At 69.7% G+C, this 18,205-nt stretch carries 21 protein-coding genes and 1 pseudogene; 6 read left to right on the forward strand and 16 right to left on the reverse strand.

Annotated elements, in window-relative coordinates; genetic code table 11:
• Window positions 1–68: 68 nt before the first annotated feature.
• Window positions 69–701 carry an Rv0361 family membrane protein gene (locus tag ACFSJG_RS24185; RefSeq protein WP_378487759.1) on the forward strand — a complete coding sequence of 211 codons (633 nt, stop codon included), beginning with the start codon at window positions 69–71 and terminating at the stop codon, window positions 699–701.
• Between the two features lie 7 nt (window positions 702–708).
• Here the strand turns inward: ACFSJG_RS24185 and ACFSJG_RS24190 are convergent, their stop codons facing one another.
• Together ACFSJG_RS24190 and fbaA are read right to left on the reverse strand one after the other, a co-directional pair.
• Entirely contained in the window at window positions 709–1,551 is an 843-nt protein-coding gene (locus tag ACFSJG_RS24190) for an NmrA family NAD(P)-binding protein (RefSeq protein ID WP_378487760.1), read from the reverse strand.
• 93 nt (window positions 1,552–1,644) lie between these two features.
• Window positions 1,645–2,682, reverse strand: coding sequence for a class II fructose-bisphosphate aldolase (gene fbaA / locus ACFSJG_RS24195; protein ID WP_378487761.1), 1,038 nt, complete (start codon window positions 2,680–2,682; stop codon window positions 1,645–1,647).
• Between the two features lie 155 nt (window positions 2,683–2,837).
• Between fbaA and ACFSJG_RS24200 the strand changes: the two genes are divergently transcribed.
• Both ACFSJG_RS24200 and ACFSJG_RS24205 read left to right on the forward strand, forming a co-directional pair.
• Window positions 2,838–3,575 (forward strand): VTT domain-containing protein, encoded by a 738-nt coding sequence (locus ACFSJG_RS24200; RefSeq protein ID WP_378487762.1) that lies wholly within the window; start codon window positions 2,838–2,840, stop codon window positions 3,573–3,575.
• 3 nt (window positions 3,576–3,578) lie between these two features.
• Window positions 3,579–4,229: a DedA family protein gene (locus ACFSJG_RS24205; protein WP_378487763.1), complete on the forward strand. Its 651-nt coding sequence runs from the start codon at window positions 3,579–3,581 to the stop codon at window positions 4,227–4,229.
• A gap of 12 nt (window positions 4,230–4,241) precedes the next feature.
• On the opposite strand, the gene ACFSJG_RS24210 is transcribed toward ACFSJG_RS24205, so the two are convergent.
• The 8 genes from ACFSJG_RS24210 to ACFSJG_RS24245 all read right to left on the reverse strand — a co-directional run bounded on the left by ACFSJG_RS24210 (window position 4,242) and on the right by ACFSJG_RS24245 (window position 9,579).
• A complete protein-coding gene (locus ACFSJG_RS24210) occupies window positions 4,242–4,721 on the reverse strand; it encodes a DUF6194 family protein (RefSeq protein WP_378487764.1) in 480 nt (159 codons plus the stop codon).
• Window positions 4,722–4,748: 27 nt separating this feature from the next.
• Window positions 4,749–5,894 (reverse strand): glycoside hydrolase family 76 protein, encoded by a 1,146-nt coding sequence (locus ACFSJG_RS24215; RefSeq protein ID WP_378487765.1) that lies wholly within the window; start codon window positions 5,892–5,894, stop codon window positions 4,749–4,751.
• Window positions 5,895–5,928: 34 nt separating this feature from the next.
• Entirely contained in the window at window positions 5,929–6,600 is a 672-nt protein-coding gene (locus tag ACFSJG_RS24220) for a TrmH family RNA methyltransferase (RefSeq protein ID WP_378487766.1), read from the reverse strand.
• Between the two features lie 110 nt (window positions 6,601–6,710).
• Window positions 6,711–6,833, reverse strand: a complete 123-nt coding sequence (locus ACFSJG_RS24225) for a hypothetical protein (protein WP_378487767.1) — start codon at window positions 6,831–6,833, stop codon at window positions 6,711–6,713.
• Between the two features lie 302 nt (window positions 6,834–7,135).
• Entirely contained in the window at window positions 7,136–7,273 is a 138-nt protein-coding gene (locus tag ACFSJG_RS24230) for a hypothetical protein (RefSeq protein WP_378487768.1), read from the reverse strand.
• Window positions 7,274–7,451: 178 nt separating this feature from the next.
• Window positions 7,452–8,030: a DUF6636 domain-containing protein gene (locus ACFSJG_RS24235; protein ID WP_378487769.1), complete on the reverse strand. Its 579-nt coding sequence runs from the start codon at window positions 8,028–8,030 to the stop codon at window positions 7,452–7,454.
• A gap of 86 nt (window positions 8,031–8,116) precedes the next feature.
• Window positions 8,117–8,902 (reverse strand): SDR family oxidoreductase, encoded by a 786-nt coding sequence (locus tag ACFSJG_RS24240; protein ID WP_378487770.1) that lies wholly within the window; start codon window positions 8,900–8,902, stop codon window positions 8,117–8,119.
• Window positions 8,899–9,579 (reverse strand): lysoplasmalogenase family protein, encoded by a 681-nt coding sequence (locus ACFSJG_RS24245; RefSeq protein WP_378487771.1) that lies wholly within the window; start codon window positions 9,577–9,579, stop codon window positions 8,899–8,901. The genes ACFSJG_RS24240 and ACFSJG_RS24245 overlap by 4 nt, the downstream gene beginning before the upstream one ends.
• An 89-nt stretch (window positions 9,580–9,668) precedes the next feature.
• On the opposite strand from ACFSJG_RS24245, the gene ACFSJG_RS24250 reads away from it, so the two are divergent.
• On the forward strand, window positions 9,669–10,268 hold the full coding sequence (locus tag ACFSJG_RS24250) for a phosphoribosylanthranilate isomerase (protein WP_378487772.1): 600 nt from the start codon (window positions 9,669–9,671) through the stop codon (window positions 10,266–10,268).
• A gap of 48 nt (window positions 10,269–10,316) precedes the next feature.
• Here the strand turns inward: ACFSJG_RS24250 and galK are convergent, their stop codons facing one another.
• The 6 genes from galK to ACFSJG_RS24280 form a co-directional block, all read right to left on the reverse strand.
• Window positions 10,317–11,486 (reverse strand): galactokinase, encoded by a 1,170-nt coding sequence (gene galK, locus ACFSJG_RS24255; protein ID WP_378487940.1) that lies wholly within the window; start codon window positions 11,484–11,486, stop codon window positions 10,317–10,319.
• A 17-nt stretch (window positions 11,487–11,503) separates the two neighbouring features.
• Window positions 11,504–12,616, reverse strand: a complete 1,113-nt coding sequence (gene galT / locus ACFSJG_RS24260; RefSeq protein WP_378487773.1) for a galactose-1-phosphate uridylyltransferase — start codon at window positions 12,614–12,616, stop codon at window positions 11,504–11,506.
• 83 nt (window positions 12,617–12,699) lie between these two features.
• Window positions 12,700–13,230: an orotate phosphoribosyltransferase gene (gene pyrE / locus ACFSJG_RS24265; protein ID WP_378487774.1), complete on the reverse strand. Its 531-nt coding sequence runs from the start codon at window positions 13,228–13,230 to the stop codon at window positions 12,700–12,702.
• A gap of 75 nt (window positions 13,231–13,305) precedes the next feature.
• Window positions 13,306–13,857 (reverse strand): LemA family protein, encoded by a 552-nt coding sequence (locus ACFSJG_RS24270; protein WP_378487775.1) that lies wholly within the window; start codon window positions 13,855–13,857, stop codon window positions 13,306–13,308.
• A gap of 122 nt (window positions 13,858–13,979) precedes the next feature.
• Window positions 13,980–14,669, reverse strand: coding sequence for a type III secretion system chaperone family protein (locus ACFSJG_RS24275; RefSeq protein ID WP_378487776.1), 690 nt, complete (start codon window positions 14,667–14,669; stop codon window positions 13,980–13,982).
• 51 nt (window positions 14,670–14,720) lie between these two features.
• A complete protein-coding gene (locus tag ACFSJG_RS24280; RefSeq protein WP_378487777.1) occupies window positions 14,721–15,755 on the reverse strand; it encodes a hypothetical protein in 1,035 nt (344 codons plus the stop codon).
• Window positions 15,756–16,114: 359 nt separating this feature from the next.
• Here ACFSJG_RS24280 and ACFSJG_RS24285 point away from each other — a divergent pair, with 359 nt between their 5' ends.
• Both ACFSJG_RS24285 and ACFSJG_RS27145 read left to right on the forward strand, forming a co-directional pair.
• On the forward strand, window positions 16,115–17,536 hold the full coding sequence (locus ACFSJG_RS24285) for an FAD-dependent oxidoreductase (protein WP_378487778.1): 1,422 nt from the start codon (window positions 16,115–16,117) through the stop codon (window positions 17,534–17,536).
• A 76-nt stretch (window positions 17,537–17,612) separates the two neighbouring features.
• A pseudogene (locus tag ACFSJG_RS27145) lies at window positions 17,613–18,187 on the forward strand (oxidoreductase C-terminal domain-containing protein); the annotation flags it as partial.
• Between the last annotated feature and the right edge of the window lie 18 nt (window positions 18,188–18,205).

The raw sequence follows: 18,205 nt of genomic DNA on the forward strand, positions 1-18,205 counted from the left end.
GCGACCCGTAGGCTGCTCAGCGTGACGCGGTGATCGACGTCACCCCGAGACAGATGAGGGGGCCAGCCGTGCCGGACACCAGCGAACCGGACGAGGCGTCGCCCGGCGGATCGTCGTCGAGTGCACCGACGGCCGAGTCCCCGGTGCCCGCGTCGGAGGCGCAGACCGTCGCCATCCCGCACGTTCCCCGCGCGACCCCCACCCGCGTCGGTCCCGGAACCCCACCGCCGCCCGGCACCGACGCGGGCCCGGCGCGCGTACCTGAACCCGCGCCGAGCGGTCGCCGCCGCTGGCCTCTCGTGGTCGGGGCAGTCGCCGTGCTCGCGATCGCCGCGGCGGGGATCGGGGTGCTGGCCGTGCAGGTCGGCGGCGGCGATTCCACCGAGGACCAGGTGCGCGGCGCGATCACCGGTTTCGTCCAGGCCGTGGACCGCGGCGACCTCGCCGCGCTGCGCGCAGGCACCTGCGGCGAGCTCGGCGCCTACTACCAGCAGGTCTCGGACGCCGACTTCGACTCCGTCTACCGCTCCGCGAACTCGGATCGCGCGGTCCCGATCCTCGACAGCATCGACGCCGTCGCCGTCACCGACAACACCGCGCTCGCGGCGGTCACCGTGCACACGGCGAACGCACCCGCGTCGACGTCGGAGCGTTCGTTCGCGCTGGAACTGCAGGACGGCGTGTGGAAGGTGTGCAGCTGACGTTCCGTCAGAGATCGGCGAGGGCGGGGAACACGTCGGCGATGCCCACCGGCTGACGGTGCAGCACCCGGTGCACGTCGCCACTGACCCGCGACAGGTCGCCCTTCGCGATCGCCAGGTAGGAACTGACCCAGCCGTCGACCTCCCACTGCTCCGCCCCGAACCCGGCCCGCGACGCGTACGCCTCCTCCGGCGTCTCGCGGTGGTAGCCGATCGGCCGGCCCAGCGCGGCGGTCAACGCCTCCGCGACATCCGCCATCGACAGGGCGCGCGGCCCGGTCAGCTCCAGCGTCCGGCCGTCGAACCGGTCGGTGCCGAGCACCGCGGCGGCGGTCTCGACGACGTCCGACCGCGCGACCATCGCGGCACGACCGTGACCGGCCGGTCCCCGGATCACGTCGTCGACGCCGATCATCGACGGCATCAGGTCCAGGTACAGGTTGTCGCGCAGGAAGGTGAAGGTGAGGCCGCTGTCCCGGATCGCCTGCTCGGTGTGCCAGTGGTCGCGGCCGAAGGTGAAGGTGCAGTCGGGGGCGGCGCCGACGAACGAGAGGTACACGATGCGCCGCACCCCTGCGTCCACCGCGGCGGCGACGGCGGCGCGGTGCAGGTCGGCGCGGTCGGCGGTTTCCGTCGCCGACACCATGAAGAAGGTGTGGGTACCGCGCAGCGCGTCGGACAGGCCCGAGTCACCGAAGGACGATCTGGCGACGGTCGCGCCGGGCAACGACGGCGCACGTCCGGGATCGCGGGTGATCAGGGTGGTCGGCGTTCCGGCGGCGGACAGCAACTCCGCAACGCCCCCGCCGAGGTGACCGGTCGCACCGGACACCGCGATCCGCGCGCTCATGCCTTCCAGACTACGACCGCGGATACGACGAAAGTGCAGTTCCCGTCGCAATTGCCGGGTGGCCGCGACGAGAACTGCACTTTCGGGGAGGAACTAGCCGGCGGAGACCGAGCGTCCGGCGGACTTGAGGTCGTTGCACGCCTCGACGACGCGGGCGGTCATGCCTGCCTCGGCCTTCTTCAGGTAGCTGCGCGGGTCGTAAACCTTCTTGTTGCCGACCTCGCCGTCGATCTTCAGGACACCGTCGTAGTTGGTGAAGAAGTGTCCGGCGATCGGACGGGAGAACGCGTACTGGGTGTCGGTGTCGACGTTCATCTTCACGACGCCGTAGCGCAGCGAGTCCTCGATCTCCGACTTCAGCGAGCCCGAACCGCCGTGGAAGACGAAGTCGAACGGCTGCGAGCCGGCGGGCAGACCGAGCTTGGCGACCGCGACGTCCTGGCCCTCCTTGAGCACCTCGGGCTTGAGGACGACGTTGCCCGGCTTGTAGACGCCGTGCACGTTGCCGAAGGTGGCGGCGAGCAGGTACTTGCCGTTCTCGCCGACGCCGAGGGCGTCGACGGTCTTCTCGAAGTCCTCGCGGGAGGTGTACAGCTGGTCGTTGATCTCGGCCTCGACGCCGTCCTCTTCGCCGCCGACCACGCCGATCTCGACCTCGAGGACGATGTTCGCGGCCTTGGCCAGCTTGAGCAGCTCCTGCGCGATCTCCAGGTTCTCGTCGATCGGCACGGCGGAGCCGTCCCACATGTGCGACTGGAACAGCGGGTTCAGGCCCTTGTTGACACGCTCCTGCGAGATGGCGAGCAGCGGACGCACGTAGGTGTCCAGCTTGTCCTTCGGGCAGTGGTCGGTGTGCAGCGCGATGGTGACGTCGTACTTCGCGGCGATGACGTGTGCGAACTCGGCGAGCGCGACGGCGCCGGTCACCATGTCCTTCACACCGAGGCCCGAGCCGAACTCGGCGCCACCCGTGGAGAACTGGATGATGCCGTCACTTCCGGCGTCGGCGAAGCCCTTGATGGCCGCGTTGATCGTCTCGGAGGAGGTGCAGTTGATGGCAGGGAAGGCGAACGAGTGTTCCTTGGCCCGTCCGAGCATCTCGGCGTAGACCTCGGGAGTTGCGATGGGCACGGCGGCTGACCTCCACGTCGGCATTCGGGTGTGCTCGGCCGATCGGGCCGGCAGCGTTGTTCCTAGCAGTATGGCAACTGTCGGGCACCACGTCTCGTGTGAGTCCGAGATCGGGCGATACGGACGCTGCCGGGGATCGCGGTACTGTGGTCCGCGTGATTGTGCAGGCAGCCGCTGACCTCGGGACCGCAGGCCAGGACTCCGTGACGAACCTGGCGCTTCTGCCGGGATTCCTGGACCCGGTCAACCTCCTCAACTCGTTCGGCACCTGGGTGCTGGTCGGACTGTTGCTGGTGGTGTTCATCGAGTCCGGGCTGCTGTTCCCGCTGCTGCCGGGCGACTCGCTGCTGTTCACGGCCGGTCTGATCGCCGCGTCGAAGTCCACCGAGGTCGAGCCGTTCGCACCGTTGTGGGTGCTGATGGTGACCATCCCGATCGCCGCGTTCCTCGGTGACCAGGTGGGTTACTGGATCGGCGCGAAGGGCGGCGCCGCCCTGTTCAAGTCGGACGACGCCCGGTTCTTCAAGAAGAGCTACATCGACGAGTCGCACGCATTCTTCGAGAAGCACGGCCCGATCACCATCTTTCTGGCCCGCTTCGTGCCGATCGTCCGGACCTTCGCGCCGCTGGTCGCGGGTGCCTCGAAGATGAAGTACTCGGTGTTCCTCACCTACAACGTCATCGGCGCGATCGTGTGGGGCGCCGGCGTGACGCTGCTCGGATACCTGCTCGGCCAGATCGGGTTCATCCGCGACAACGTCGACGTGATCTTCCTGATCATCGTCTTCGTCTCCGTGATCCCGATCATGGTCGAGGTCGTCAAGCGCTACTCGGCGTCCCGCAAGGGCAGTGCCGCGGACGCTCCTGCCGCCACGGACGAGTACACGCCGTAGTCGATGACGTTCGCAGCCCCCGACCTGGGGTCCTTCGCGAGCGTCGGGCCCGTGGTGGTGTGGGTGCTGGTCGTCACGTTCGTCTTCCTCGAATGCGCGTTCGTCGTCGGACTGTTCCTGCCCGGTGACTCGATGCTCCTGACCGCAGGCATCGTCCTCGCCGGCCACTCTGCGGGCGCGGCCCACGTGTGGACGCTCTCGGCAGGAGCCGCGGCGGCCGCGATCGCCGGCAACCAGGTCGGCTACTCGATCGGGCACCGCAGCGGACACCACCTCGCCGCCCGGCGGAACGGCCGCTACGTCAACACCGAGAACCTGCACAAGGTCAACGCGCTGCTCGACCGGAACGGGTTCTGGGCCGTGCTGATCGCCCGCTGGATCCCGTGGGTGCGGACGCTGTGCCCGCTCGTTGCTGGCGCCGCCCGGATGAACCACCGCACGTACACCGTCGCCAGCACCCTCGGCGCACTCGCCTGGGCACCGGTCCTGCTGCTGCTCGGGTTCTATGCGGGCGAGTTCCTCGAACGGGTCCCCTGGTTGCTGCCGGCAGTGCTCGTCGTGCTCGTCGCCGCCCTGGTCGTGGGAACCGTCGTCGGCGTGGTGCAGTACCGGCAGGAACTGGCGAAGCCCGCCGAGGACTACGCGGTCGACTGACGCACCGAACCGTCAACGTCCGCCGCGGCGCCGGTGCCTGTCGAGTGCCGCGACGAGGAGGCGTTGCATGAGCTCGCCCGTCCGCGGCCCGGGCGTCACCACCGACACCCAGGCCTGCGCCGCATAGGCCGGGTGCGGGAGCATCCGGTCCGGTTCGGCGAAGTCGTGCTCCTCACGGAAGCGGGCGTGGTCGGCGGGGTCGTAGCCGAGCAGTTCCTGGAACACGTCGCGGCCTACCCCGATGTTGAGCCGGTAGACGCCCTCGCGGTCCAGCCCGGACACGGTGTCGAAGCCGGGGACGTCCTTCGTGACGATCGTCGCGAACGGGAAGCGCCGGTCGTCGCTGTCGGCGTCGAAGACGAACACGTCTCCCCACGCCGCCTCGGGTGCGCCGGTCTCGGCGCTCGCGACGACGGCCACCGCACCGTCGATCCCGGACACCACCGCCAGCGCGTCGTCGAACGTCCAGATGTCGTCGTTCGGGGTTGTCATACCGTCAACGGTAGAACCTGGGTCGTGCTACCGGGGCCACGCCGAGGGCATCGTGCCGGCCGCGACACACGCGGCCTCCATGAGCATCCAGCCACCGAGTTGGACGGACAGGTCCCGCTCGGCGATGGCCGAGGACCGCACCGTGCCGCCGGTGAAGGTCGAGACTCCGCCACCGAAACCCGGCAGCCGAGCCGGACTCGTCCAGTCGGAACCGAACAGCGGCTGCCCCTCCACCTCGAGCCGGTTCTCCCAGGCTGCGTGCGCGGAGTCGAGGACGATCTGCGCGGCGCCGCTCCTGGCCTGCCTGCTGGCGTCGTCAGTCCCCGGCAGGTGCGCGGCGACGTGCGCGAGGTACCGGGCGAGGATGCCGTTGAACAGCCCGCCGTCGCCACCCCCTCCGCCGACGATCACCCCGTCCGCAGTCAGGTGCTTGTCGACCGCGTCGACGAGAGCCTGCACCCGAACCCGGTGCCGCGGTTCGTCGAGGCTGCGGGCGAGTTCCGTCTCCGCGCCGAGCACCACCCCCTGGCAGTAGCTGTAGACGGCCCGGTCGAGGATGCCCGCCGGGTCCGGCCTGCCCGGTGCGAAGCGGATGCCGTCGAGGATCAGCCCGGTCGCAGGGTCCTTGAGTGTGCGATCGATCCAGTCGGTCATCGCTTGGGCTCGGAGCAGCCGCCCGGTGCGCGCCATCAGGATCGCGGCCGGTCCGTTGGCCGGGGCGTTGTAGAAGTCGGAGTGGACGCGCCACGGAATGCCGCCACCGGATTCCGGGGCCCATGCCTCCCACAGCTCGCTCTCGAGATCCGCGATCGGCCGGCGGAACTGGATCCGCTGCAGACGCTGCGCCCGTTCCAGGGCGATACCCAGCCAGGCCATGTCGTCGTAGTAGTTGTTCGTCCACCCGGTCAGGTTCCGAATGCGGTGGGCCCGGGCGATCTTCGTGATCCGGCGGCGTCGTCGCGGTGTCGGGTCACGGTCGGCGGCGTCGACGGCGCAGTCGAGCAGGTGCGCCTGCCACCAGTAGTGCCAGCTGAAGAACAGTCGCTCGCGTTTGGTCTGCGGCCAGCCGACGACGGCGAGGCCGGTGCCCGGCAGCGCCCACAGCCGCCGAAGGTGCCGAGTGACCACCGCTGCTTCCGCTGCGTCCGCCCGCCCCCACCACTCGTGCTGCATGACAACCGATCTTGCCGACTTACGCGGCCGTCCGCTACCAGCTGCGGGACAGATCGGCGTGTTGCCGGACCCACGCGTGCATGGCGATCCCCGCGGCGACACCGGCGTTGATGCTCCGAGTGGAGCCGAACTGGGCGATGGACACGGTCGTCGTCGCGCACTGCTTCGCGTGATCGCTGACGCCCGGACCCTCCTGCCCGAACAGCAGGATGCAGTTGCGCGGCAGCGTCGCGGTCTCCAGCGGAACCGACCCGGGGACGTTGTCGACGGCGACGATCGAGAGGTCCTCGACGGCCGCGTACAGGAACAGATCCTCTGCGGTCGGGTGGTGGACGATGTGCTGGTAGCGGTCGGTGACCATCGCGCCGCGACGGTTCCACCGGCGTCGTCCCACGATGTGCACGGCAGCGGCGGCGAACGCGTTCGCGGTGCGCACGACCGTGCCGATGTTGGCGTCGTGGCCGAAGTTCTCGATCGCCACGTGGAACGGGTGCCTGCGGGCGTCGATGTCGGCGACGATCGCCTCGCGACTCCAGTACCGGTAGGAGTCGACCACGTTGCGGCGGTCGCCGCCGTCGAGCAGCTCGGGGTCGTAGCGCGGGTCGTCGGCGTTCTCGCCCGGATGCTCGACCTCCCACGGTCCGACGCCGTGCGGGTGCTCACCCCATTCCGTGGGGCCGGGCTCGTCGGGACCGTTCTCGCTCATGGACCCATTGTCTCCGGTCACGTCCGAGCAGAGTTCAGCGGACCCCGCAGGCAAACGAGGGTGGATGCCGAGTCGTGCGGCATCCACCCCAGTTCAGACGGTCACGAGATTCAGACGATCCCGAGGAACGTACCGAAGCCGGCGACGCCCGAGAGCGCACCGCCGAAGCCGGACAGATAGGTCCCGTAGCCACCGAGTTCGTGGAGAAGATCGATGAACTGATCGAAGGTCATGGTGGTCCTTGTGCGTGACGCACGGATCCCGTGCGGATTGTGGACCGCCGGCGCGAGCAGCAGCCGACACCGACGGAACGATCCGAGCCGGCTCGTTGTTCGCGCACGCTACGGCATCACCACGGAAAAATGGGGCGTGACGTCTCGATCTGTTATCCCCCGGATACAACTGTGGGCGGGTACCGCCCCAGCGGTACCGGCCCACGAAGCGGGTTCATGTGGTCCTCGCGACCGTGACCCCGAAACACAAATCGGCGGCCACCTCGTGACGAGGTGACCGCCGACTGGCTTGAGGGGCTACCTCAGGCGACAGCCTCGCTGGCCGAAGCAACGGAGCCGCCGAACTCAACGATGCCGACGAGCGCGTCGCCAACGCCGGTGAGGAGGTTGCCGAAGTCGCCGAGGGCGGTGAGCAGCTCGATAGCCTGATCGAAGTCCATGATGTTCCTTTTCGTCGAGCGCGGCTGGCGGGCCACACTGGCTGGTGATCGGAGCCGACATCACGATTCGATGACGACAACGGACCCAACGATATGGACGCGTAACCATCTCCTCAAGCGCTACGACGGTGAGTTAGGTCACAGCGAATGTCATTAACGCCCCGTTAACGAGGGCTTTTCAGAAAGTTTCGTTGGAATCCGGGCCGATTTCGAAACCGTGACCAGATTCGTCGTTTCTACAACTTGCGCCGACATGCGTGGATGTGCATGTGAAGCCGAAGGAGGCCACGGACTGCCCCACGGGAAGCACCGGATCGTCCTCACCCGACGTGTAGACGACCCCGCCCGCGCACAGGAACTCGGCGGGCCCGGCGGTCGTGACACGGATGCCCGTGCCCCACGCGATCATGCAGTTGTCGGGGCGCGGCGGGATCGGGTCCGTGGGGCCCTGACAGCCCGCCTCCACACGCGTGGGCAGTTCGATGATTCCGCATTGAAACCCGCCGTTCGGCGCGGTGAAGTAGACGGCCTCGTTGCGCTGGTAGGTGGTGGTCGCCGCGGCACTCGTCGTCGGCGCCGCGGTGGCCGATGTCGTCGGGGCCGCGGGCGCGGGCGTCGTCGGAACCGACGTCGACGACACGGGACCCGACACGACCCCGACGGTCGCCGCCTCCGGCGTGTCGGAACTCCCGCAACCCGCCACCGCCAACGCGGCCACCGCCGCACCCGCCACCATCACCACTCGACGCAGAACCACCCGAAACTCCTCCACTCACCTCGACCGCGATCGACCCTACGGGTCGTCAGCAGGGTGAGATAACCCACGTCGCCGGTCGATAGCCGTCAGGTGCGGGTGAGCCGGGAGTTGACTGCCCGATTCAGCCAGGCCGGAGCGAATCGTGACGCGAGCAACATCGCCCGCGCCTGCCTGCCGACCGGATGGTGCACGGTCGGCAGCCGCGTGCGCCGCCCGACCGCCGACACGATCTCGTCCGCGACGTCCTCGGCGGTGAGCCGCACCCCCAGCGACGCGACGGCTGCGGTGTGCATTCCCTCGACCATCGCCGTCTGCACGAACAGCGGCCAGATCGCGAGGACCCTGATTCCCTCCGACCGCCACTCCAGTTCCAGCGCCTCGGTGAGACCGCGGACCGCGAACTTGGTCGCGCTGTACGTCGCGAGCTCGGGCTGGCCGTAGATCGCCGACGCCGAACACAGGTTCACCAGCACCGAGCCGGGGGTCGCGGCGAGGTGCGGGTAGGCCGCGGCGCAGCCGGTGACGACTCCTCCGACGTTGACGTCGACCATCCGGCGGTGCACCGCCGGATCGGTCTGCGCGAACGGCCCCGAGGCGAGAACCCCGGCATTGTTGACCAGGACGTCCAACCGCCCGCCCGCCGCCGCGACGAACTCCACGAGCCGCTCCCGCCACTGGTCGGCTTCGGTGACGTCGAGGTATCCGATGTGCACGGCACCACCCGCGGCCCGGATCTCCTCGGCAAGGGCCGTGAGCCCGCCACGGTCCACGTCGAAGGCGCCGACCAGCCAGCCGTCGCGGGCGAACCGCAACGCTGTCGCACGTCCGATGCCGGCGGCGGCACCGGTGACGACCACGGCCCGAGTCGTCATTCCGTCATACCCTCCACGAGCAGCGCCTGCGCGGCGGCGTAGCTCGCGAGGACGACGGCCTCCGCGACGCGTCGGCCCGTGTGCCCGCGGACGAACAGTCGCCGGACCACGATCAGCGCATCGGATCCGGTGAACAGGATCCCGCCGAGCGCGATCCTGCTGCGCGGATCGGCATTCGGTACCGGTGTCCCCGCGACGACGCGGGCACCGGGCGCGAGCGCGGGATCCGCGGACAGCGTCGATGTCGTTCCGAGTACCGCGCCGTAGGCCGTCAGGGTCGGCGCGACCGTCTTCGCCCGGGCCCTCAGTAGGCCGGCGGCGCCCAGCCACCCGAGCAGGCGCGGAACCAGCGCGGGCGCGGTCGGGCGGGCGCCGCGGCGGGCCAGGACAGCCGAGTATCCGAGCTGCATCACCGCGAAGGACCGCGCGCCGTTCTTCAGACGCGCGTCGTCGTCCGGGTCGATCATGAACGCGTCGCCGACGGTCGCGGCGGCGAGCGACCCGAGCAGCAGCCCGGTGTCGAGGCGGTCTATGTTCCCGCGTCGCCGGAGCACACGAGCTGCCAGCGCCGGCGCGATGAGCGGCTTCGCCGCCCACTGCAGCCTCTCGTTCTCCGTGACGGCGCCGACGACGGTCGCCGCGGTCGCGCCCAGGAACACGACGTGCTCGAGTTTCATGCCCACCTCCGGTTCGGATACTGCGGATGACGGTAGCCGCCGCGCCGGGCCATATCCTCGAGTCACCGGAAAGTGGAGGAAGGCGGGCGATGGTCTTCGTCAAGATGTGCGGACTGCGGGACGAGGCGACCGTCGATCACGCGGTGGCCCTCGGTGTCGATGCTGTCGGCTTCGTCCTCGCCGACAGCCCCCGACAGGTGACGGCGGCGGAGGCGGCACGGTTGCGGGCACGGGTGCCCGACGGCGTACTCGCGGTCGGGGTGTACGTCCGGATGTCGCTCGACGAGATCGTCGCGTCCGCAGCCGAGGCGGGGCTGGACCACGTCCAGGTGCACGACCTGCGCTCCGCCGACGACGTCCGGGTGCTGCACGACGCCGGACTGACGGTGATCCGCGCCGTCAACACCGGTGGCGCCGACGCCGTGGACGCCGACTACGGCGCCGACGTGCTGCTCGTCGACGGTGCCGTCGCCGGCGCGGGCGTCACGTGGGACTGGCAGGACCGCAGTGCGCTGCCGACCGGCCGGTGGATCCTGGCCGGTGGCCTGACCCCCGACAACGTGGCGCGGGCGGTCGCGACGTCCGGCGCGTGGGGCGTCGACGTGTCCAGCGGTATCGAGTCGAGCCGCGGCGTCAAGGACCACGCGCTGATGACGGCGTTCGCGGTGGCGGTGCGGACGGAATCCTGACCCGACCCGACGAATCGGAGGGTCGGTACCGGGGCGCGATCAGCGGCGTCACATCACCGGGACCAGACGTCGCGCCGCGACTCCCCCGGTACCCAGACGGAGGAACGCGGGGGCGACGAGCCCCCGCGTTCTCGCGTTCGACAACACTTCCATGGCAACCCGATCCACGTCCCGGTCGTCGACGAGCGCGATCGCGGACCCGCCGAATCCACCTCCCGTCATCCGCGCCCCGTGTGCGCCGGCAGCGAGTGCCGAGTCGACGGCGTTGTCGAGTTCGGGGCAGGACACCTCGAAGTCGTCGCGGAGCGAGACGTGCGAGGCGGTGAGCAGTGGACCGATGTCGCAGATGTCACCGGACGCCAACAGCCGCAACGTCTCCCGCACGCGCTCGATCTCGGTGACGACGTGTCGAGCCCGGCGCCTCGGCACCGAGTCCTCCAGCCGCACGAGGTCGGCATCGGTTGCACGCCGCAGCGTGGTGACACCCAGCGACGCCGCCGCCTCCTCCACCGACCGGCGCCGCTCGGCATACCGACCGTCGACGAGGCGGTGGGGTGCGCGGGTGTCGATCACCAGCACCGCGAGTCCCGATGCGGCGAGGTCGAGCGGGACGGGTGCGACCGTGCCGTCACCCGAGTCCACCAGCAGGGCATGACCTTCCTTCCCGCACAACGCGATCGCCTGGTCCATGCCGCCGGTCGGCGCGAGGGCGATCTCGTTCTCCGCCCCCACACATGCGGCCGCGAGCGCACCGCGTCCAGCTTCGTCGGTCGGCGCACCGACCAGATCCGCGACGGCGATCGCCAGTGCACACTCCAGCGCCGCCGAGCTCGACAGTCCCGCTCCGACCGGCACCGCGGACACGACCGCGACGTCGGCGCCGAACCTGCTGTCGCACAGTCCGGCCCGACGCATCGCCCACACCACACCGGCCAGGTATGCCGGCCACCCGGACGGCTCCCCCGGAGCGACCTCGTCCACCGCGCCGTCCCAGGCGCCGAGATGCGAACGCAGCCGCAGTCGGTCGTCCGTTCGCGCACGCACCGCGACCGCGGTGCTGTGCATGAGCGCGATCGGCAGCGACAGCCCGCCTGCGTAGTCGACGTGCTCACCGATCAGGTTCACCCGGCCCGGCGCCGCCCACACCCCGTCCGGCTCGGCACCGAACGCCTCCCGGAAACGCGCCGTGGCCGCGGCCGCGAGTTCCGCGTCGGACATCGGGGGCAGCCACTCGGTCACGACTGCGGTCCCGTCGCGACGGCACGCAAACGGTCGGCGATCTGCTCCGGTGTCGTGTCCGAGATCCAGGCCCCCATCCCGGATTCCGACGCGGCGAGGTACTTCATCCGGTGCGGTGACCGCATCAGCGAGAACGCCTGCAGGTACAACCGGCCGAGCTCGCGACCCTCCCCGACCGGCGCCTGATGCCAGCCCGCGATGTACGGCAGCCGGTCGACGCCGTCGAAGTAGCGGTCGAACCGGGACAGCAGTTCGGGCCACAGCACGGCGATCTCGTCGAGTTCGGCGTCGTCGAGCTCGGTGAGGTCGGCGACGTCGCGATGCGGAGCGACGTGCACCTCCACCGGCCAGCGCGCCGCGACCGGAACGTACGCGGTCCAGTGCTCGCCTGCGGCGACGACACGGGCGCCTGCGCGACGTTCCGCATCGAGGACGTCGCGCAGCAGGAGCCCGCCGGTGCGGCTGCGGTACTCGCGCGACTGCCGCAGCAACGCCTCGGTGCGCGGCGTGGTCGTCGGATAGGCGTAGATCTGACCGTGGGGATGCGACAGCGTCACCCCGATCTCCTCGCCCCGGTTCTCGAAGCAGTACACCTGCGCGACACCGGGACGCGCGGAAAGTTCGCGGGTGCGGTCGACGAGGGCGCCGAGGACCGTCCGCACCCGGGCCGGCTCGAGGTCGGCGAAGGAGCGGTCGTGGTCGCTGTCGAAGCACACCACCTCGCAGCGCCCGGTCGCCGGCGCCTCCGGCCACAACTGCTCGCCGTCGACGAGATCACCGGTACCGGAGGCACCGAACGAGAAGGCCGGGAAGCGGTTCTCGAACACCGCGACCTCGTAGTCCCCGAACGGGATCTCCGTCGCCGACCCGCCGGGTCGGCTCGGGCACAGCGGGCAGTCCGCCGTCGCGGGATGGAACGTGCGGGCATTGCGGTGCGAGGCGAAGGTGACCCACTCGCCGGTGAGCACGTCGTAGCGCATGACTGAGGTCGCCGCGACCGCGCCGAGGTCTCGGGTGTCGACGGCGTTCCGGACGGCGCCGTCGCCGCCGTCGAAGCAGATCAGCTCCCGCCCGTCGGCGAGGCAAGTGGACGTCTTCCGAATCGGCACCGGCCCAGAGTAGGCGGCTGCGCCGCTCGTGCGCGGTGTGCGGGTGTCGCAACCCGTCAACCGCGCACGAGCGCAGCAGGCGCCTACAGGCCGAGGTCGGCGAGGCCGAGCAGCGAGCGGTACTCGACGCCCTCGGCCGCGATGACCTCGTCGGCGCCGGTGGCGCGGTCCACGACGGTCGCCACACCGACGACGATCGCGCCGGCGTCACGGAGTGCGCGGACCGCGGTAAGCGGGGAGTTGCCGGTGGTGGTGGTGTCCTCGACGACGAGGACGCGCTTGCCGGTGACGTCGGGGCCCTCGATCTGCCGCTGCATACCGTGCGCTTTCGCCGCCTTGCGCACCACGAAGGCGTCGATCGGGCGGCCGGGAGCGTGCATGACGGCGAGCGCGACGGGGTCGGCTCCCATCGTGAGGCCGCCTATGGCGTCGAAGTCCCAGTCGGCGACGAGTTCGCGCAGCAGCGAGCCGATGAGCGGGCCGGCGCGGTGGTGCAGGGTCGCCCGGCGCAGGTCCACGTAGTAGTCGGCTTCCTTGCCCGACGACAGGGTGACCTTGCCATGCACCACAGCCAGCTCACGCACGAGCCCGGCCAGCTCAGCCTTCTCCGTCATCGAACCGCTCCCTCTTCGCATTCAGTGTCGACGTCCGTTTGTCGAACGAAGAGCCTAGTCGCGACGGCCCCGCCGTCAGAGGGCGGCACCCTCCGTCGACGCGGCGGGTTCGTTCATCGGTGGCGGAACGTCGTCGGTCACCCGTGACGCCACCTGCGCGGCGTCCGCCTCGAACAGGGTCGCAGGCGCCGCACCGAACATGCGCGCGAACGGCCGCGTCGAGAGTCCGCGGAGCAGCCCGTTCATCGCCCCCGCGTGATCGTTGTAGACCCGGGCAGCGCCGGACAGCCGCTGCTCGGTGGTCTGGAGGTCGAGGACGGGACGCTGAACCGTCCAGTCGTTCTTCACCGCCGGGTCGGCGACCGCGACGCTGGTCACGCCGTACAGCGCGACGGACAGCGCGTTCTCGGCGCCGGCACGGTCACGCAACGTCAGGCCCTGGTCGCGCATACCCGCGGCGAAGGATCGGGCGCCGGCGACCGGCCCGGTCAGGGAGGAGTCCATGCCGACCGCGCGGGCCGCGACGACCAGGGACTCGGCCTGGCGGTGACGGCGATCGATCTCCGTTTCGAGGAGCGCGAGGCTGGCGGTGAGGTTTGCGGTGCAACGGCGGACGCGGCGCGCCACGGACGCCAGCCAACAACACACAACCAGGGCAACAATCACCACAATCGCCACAACAGTCACGGTGGTGGAATCTACCCACTTCGGACATCACCCGCCACACCGGTCACGCAGGCGAAACGTGGTCAGTCGTCGTGCAGATCCAGCGGGTGCGGGCGGGGGCGACCCGGATCGTGCACGCTGCCCGAGCGGGTGCCCGTCGCCTCGGCCACCGGTGGCAGCACGTGAAGGATGCCCGACAACCGCGAGACGGCCTCGATCGCGGCCTCCCAGTCCCGTCCGCTGCTCGTGATCGGGAGCGAGCCGAGCGTCCAGTCGCCCTCGCTCCACAGCATCTGCACCTGCGGCGGCACCGACTCCGTGAACGTCACCATCCGCTGGTCACACACCCGCCGAGCGATCTCGAGGTCGGTCGCGAACACCACCCGCGGCCCGATCGCGCCGAGCAGGTTGAGGTCGGTGTCCTTGGGTGGCGGCGTCGACTTCAGCCGGAGGTCGATGTCGACGTCGGAACCGTAGGTCCGCTGTACCGCGACGATCGTGAGCGACTCCGGCAGGTCGAAGAGCACGAAGCTCTCGCCGCGCCGCGTGCCGTGCACGACGTCGACGGCGCCGAGGTATTCCTGCCGCGCCAGTGCCGCGCGATGCCAGTTGGACGGGAGGTGGTCGTCGGACTCGTGGTAGACGTAGCCCTGCGCCTTCGCCCACATCTGCCGGACCCGCCCGAACTGCTCACGACGGCTGCGATCGACGTACAACAACACGACCGCACCCGCGAGCGCGATCGCCGACAGTCCGAACCAGATGAGCGTCATTGCACGACACAATATCCAGCCGGACCGACACGTGCGGCACTCGGCTCGAACTCAGTTGCCACCGAACTCACCCAGATCCGGGATGCGGGTGCTGATGATGACGCGGGCGGCAACGGTTCCGTCCGGGCCCGGGTCACCCTGCACGAGCACGGTTTCGCCCACTTCGAGTTCGTCGACACTGCTCGCGCCGATCGCGACCACCTCGGTCGACGCGTCGGTCGTCACCGTCACGCTGGACCCACCGATTCCGTCCAGGATCAACGTGGACCCGTCGTTGGAGCGGACGCTGCCGATCGCGGCGCCCGCCGCGCCGATGGCCTCACCCACACCCCCGGGGATCCGAGAGAAGTCCGGTGGCTCGATCTCCTCGTCCTCCGACCGCGGTGTGCTCGGCGCGGGCGCCGCAGTGGGCGGCAGTGCGCGGGCCGATGTCGGCGCGGAAGCCGTCGAGTCCTCGCCGCCACCCGAGAGCAGCATCGCGCCGATGCCGATCACCGCGACGAGCAGCAGGCCGGCGACGGTGGCCGCCGCGATCAGAACCCCCTTGCCCGGTCCCTTCTTCCCGCCGTCCGGCTGTTCCTGCTGATACGGCTCGCCCGGCCCTCCCGGCGGCGGGTACCCGGCCTGCTGCCCGCCGTAGGCCGTCGAATAGGCCTGCGTCGGGTTCGGCTGCTGCCCACCCTGGTACGCCTCGTACGTCGGGTACGCCTGCGTCGGGTTCGGCTGCTGCCCACCCTGGTACGCCTCGTACGTCGGGTACGCCTGCGTCGGGTTCGGCTGCTGCCCGCCCTGATACGCCTCGTACGTCGGGTACGCCTGCGTCGGGTTCGGCTGCTGCCCGCCCTGATACGCCTCGTACGTCGGATATGCCTGTGTGGGCTGGTCCGGATGGGCGGGGAGCGCCTGGGTCGGCCCGCCGCCATACGCTTCCGTGGGGTCGGCGGTGTATCTGGGCGCGTCCAGCTGCTCCGTCGGCTGGTCCGGCGTCCGCGGCGTCGGGCGTGGCGCCCAGTCCGAGGTCGGATCGGACTCGACGGGCAACGCCTCGATGCCGTCGGGGCTGCGCTTGTCGTCCGTGTTGCTCATGGTTCGGGCCTGCTCTTTCCGCCGGGTCGGGCCGACCCTCCAGGGTAGACGCAGATGCTGAAAACACTCTGTGGGTTCGCGTGCCCGCTCCGGGCCCGGCATCGCGCACGTTCACCAAAACCCATTGCCGAGCGCCTTATTCATGATTATGATTCCTACCATCCCAGCCTGATCGACAGATCTGTCCGCACGAGAACCCGCAGCCGAGCACGCTGCGCCTGCGCGCACGACTGCTGCCGGAACTCGCGCCGCACGACTTCCTCCACCCAGCACGGCAACGCAACCGACACCCTCGACAGATAAGGAGGATGGCGCGTCCGCACCCCCCGAGAACGGGGGAGAATCCGCGCCACACATCCATGACTGATCAGAATCGCCCGCTCCGAGTGGCCATCGTCGGCGCAGGCCCGGCCGGCATCTACGCCGCCGACGCCCTCATGAAGTCCGACACCGCCGCCGACCGTGGCGTCAGCATCGACCTCTTCGAACGCATGCCCGCCCCATTCGGCCTGATCCGCTACGGCGTCGCACCCGACCACCCCCGCATCAAGGGCATCATCACCGCACTGCACAAGGTCCTCGACAAGCCACAGGTCCGCCTCCTCGGCAACCTCGACTACGGCACCGACATCACCCTCGACGACCTGCGGACGTTCTACGACGCGGTCATCTTCTCCACCGGCGCCAACGCCGACCGCGCCCTGAACATCCCCGGCATCGAACTCGACGGTTCCTACGGCGCCGCCGACTTCGTCTCCTGGTACGACGGCCACCCCGACGTCCCCCGCGAGTGGCCCCTCGAGGCCGAGAAGGTCGCCGTCCTCGGCGTCGGCAACGTCGCCCTCGACATCGCCCGCGTCCTCGCCAAGACCGGCGACGAACTACTCCCCACCGAGATCCCCGCCAACGTCTACGAAGGCCTCAAGAACAACAAGGCCGTCGAGGTACACGTCTTCGGACGCCGCGGCCCCGCCCAAGCCAAGTTCACCCCACTCGAACTACGCGAACTCGACCACTCCCCCACCATCGAGGTCATCGTCGACCCCGAGGACATCGACTACGACGAAGGCTCCGAAGCCGCCCGCCGCGCCTCCAAGCAGGTCGACATGGTCGCCAACACCCTGCAGGACTGGGCAATCCGCGACGTCGGAAACCGCCCCCACAAGCTGTTCCTCCACTTCTTCGAATCCCCCACCGAGGTCCTCGGCGAGGACGGCAAGGTCGTCGGCCTGCGCACCGAACGCACCGAACTCGACGGCACCGGCAACGTCCGCGGCACCGGCACGTTCAACGACTGGGACGTACAGGCCGTGTACCGCGCCGTCGGCTACCTGTCACAGAACATCGCCAAACTGCCCTTCGACGACCAAGCCGGCACCGTCCCCAACGAAGCCGGACGCGTCCTCGACGAGAACGGCAACACACCCGATGGTCGTTCCGCAGGCTCCACTCCCGCCTACATCCCCGCGACCTACGTCACCGGCTGGATCAAACGCGGCCCCGTCGGCCTCATCGGCCACACCAAGGGCGACGCCAACGAGACCATCGCGTGCCTGCTCGCCGACGCCCCCAACTTCACCGGCGCCGCGAACCCCGACGAGAACGCAATCATCGAGTTCCTCGAATCCAAGAGCCTGCCCTACACCACATGGGACGGCTGGTACCGACTCGACGCCCACGAGCGCAGCCTCGGCGAACCGGAAGGCCGCGAACGCATCAAGGTCGTCGAGCGTGACGACATGCTGCGCGCCTCGCAGCCGACCACCGAACTCGTCGGGTGAGTCGGGTGAGAAGGCCCGAAATGTCTCACATCGTCATCGTCGGTGCCGGCTTGGCCGCCGTGCCGAAGCCCGGATCCTCACCCTCGCCGACGGGGCCGCCCTGCACTACGACGAACTCGTGATCGCCACCGGACTGCGGCCACGCCGAATCCCGGCACTCCCCCTGCTGGACGGAGTCCACGTGCTCCGCTCCCGCGACGACACCCTGTCACTGCGTGCGGACCTCGACGGCCGCAGGCACACGCTGGTAGTCGGCGCCGGATTCATCGGATGCGAGGTCGCGGCAGGCGTACGAGCACTGGGCATCTCGCGACGGCACCCCGCTTCGCATCGAACACTGGAGCAATGTCGGTGACCAGGCCAAGGTTCCGGCGAACGCTCTCACCCGGAAATCTCGTCCCACTCGAGCCGGAGGTGCCGTACTTCTGGAGCGATCAGTACGACGTGAAGATCCAGTCGCTCGGCGACCCCACCGCAGCCGACACCGTGCACGTCGTCGAGGACGACGGACGCCGATTCCTCGCCTACTACGCCCGAGACGGCCGACTGTGCGCAGCCGTCGGCGGCGGGCGTCCGCGACCGGTGATGCAGGCTCGCACGAAGATCGCCGCATCCGTCCCGATCGACGAGGTGGTGACCACAGCGGTCTGATGTGCCGCGACCGCGGCA

The sequence above is a fragment of the Rhodococcus gannanensis genome (assembly GCF_042681175.1).
In the GTDB taxonomy this organism is placed as follows: Bacteria; Actinomycetota; Actinomycetes; order Mycobacteriales; family Mycobacteriaceae; genus Rhodococcus_G; species Rhodococcus_G gannanensis.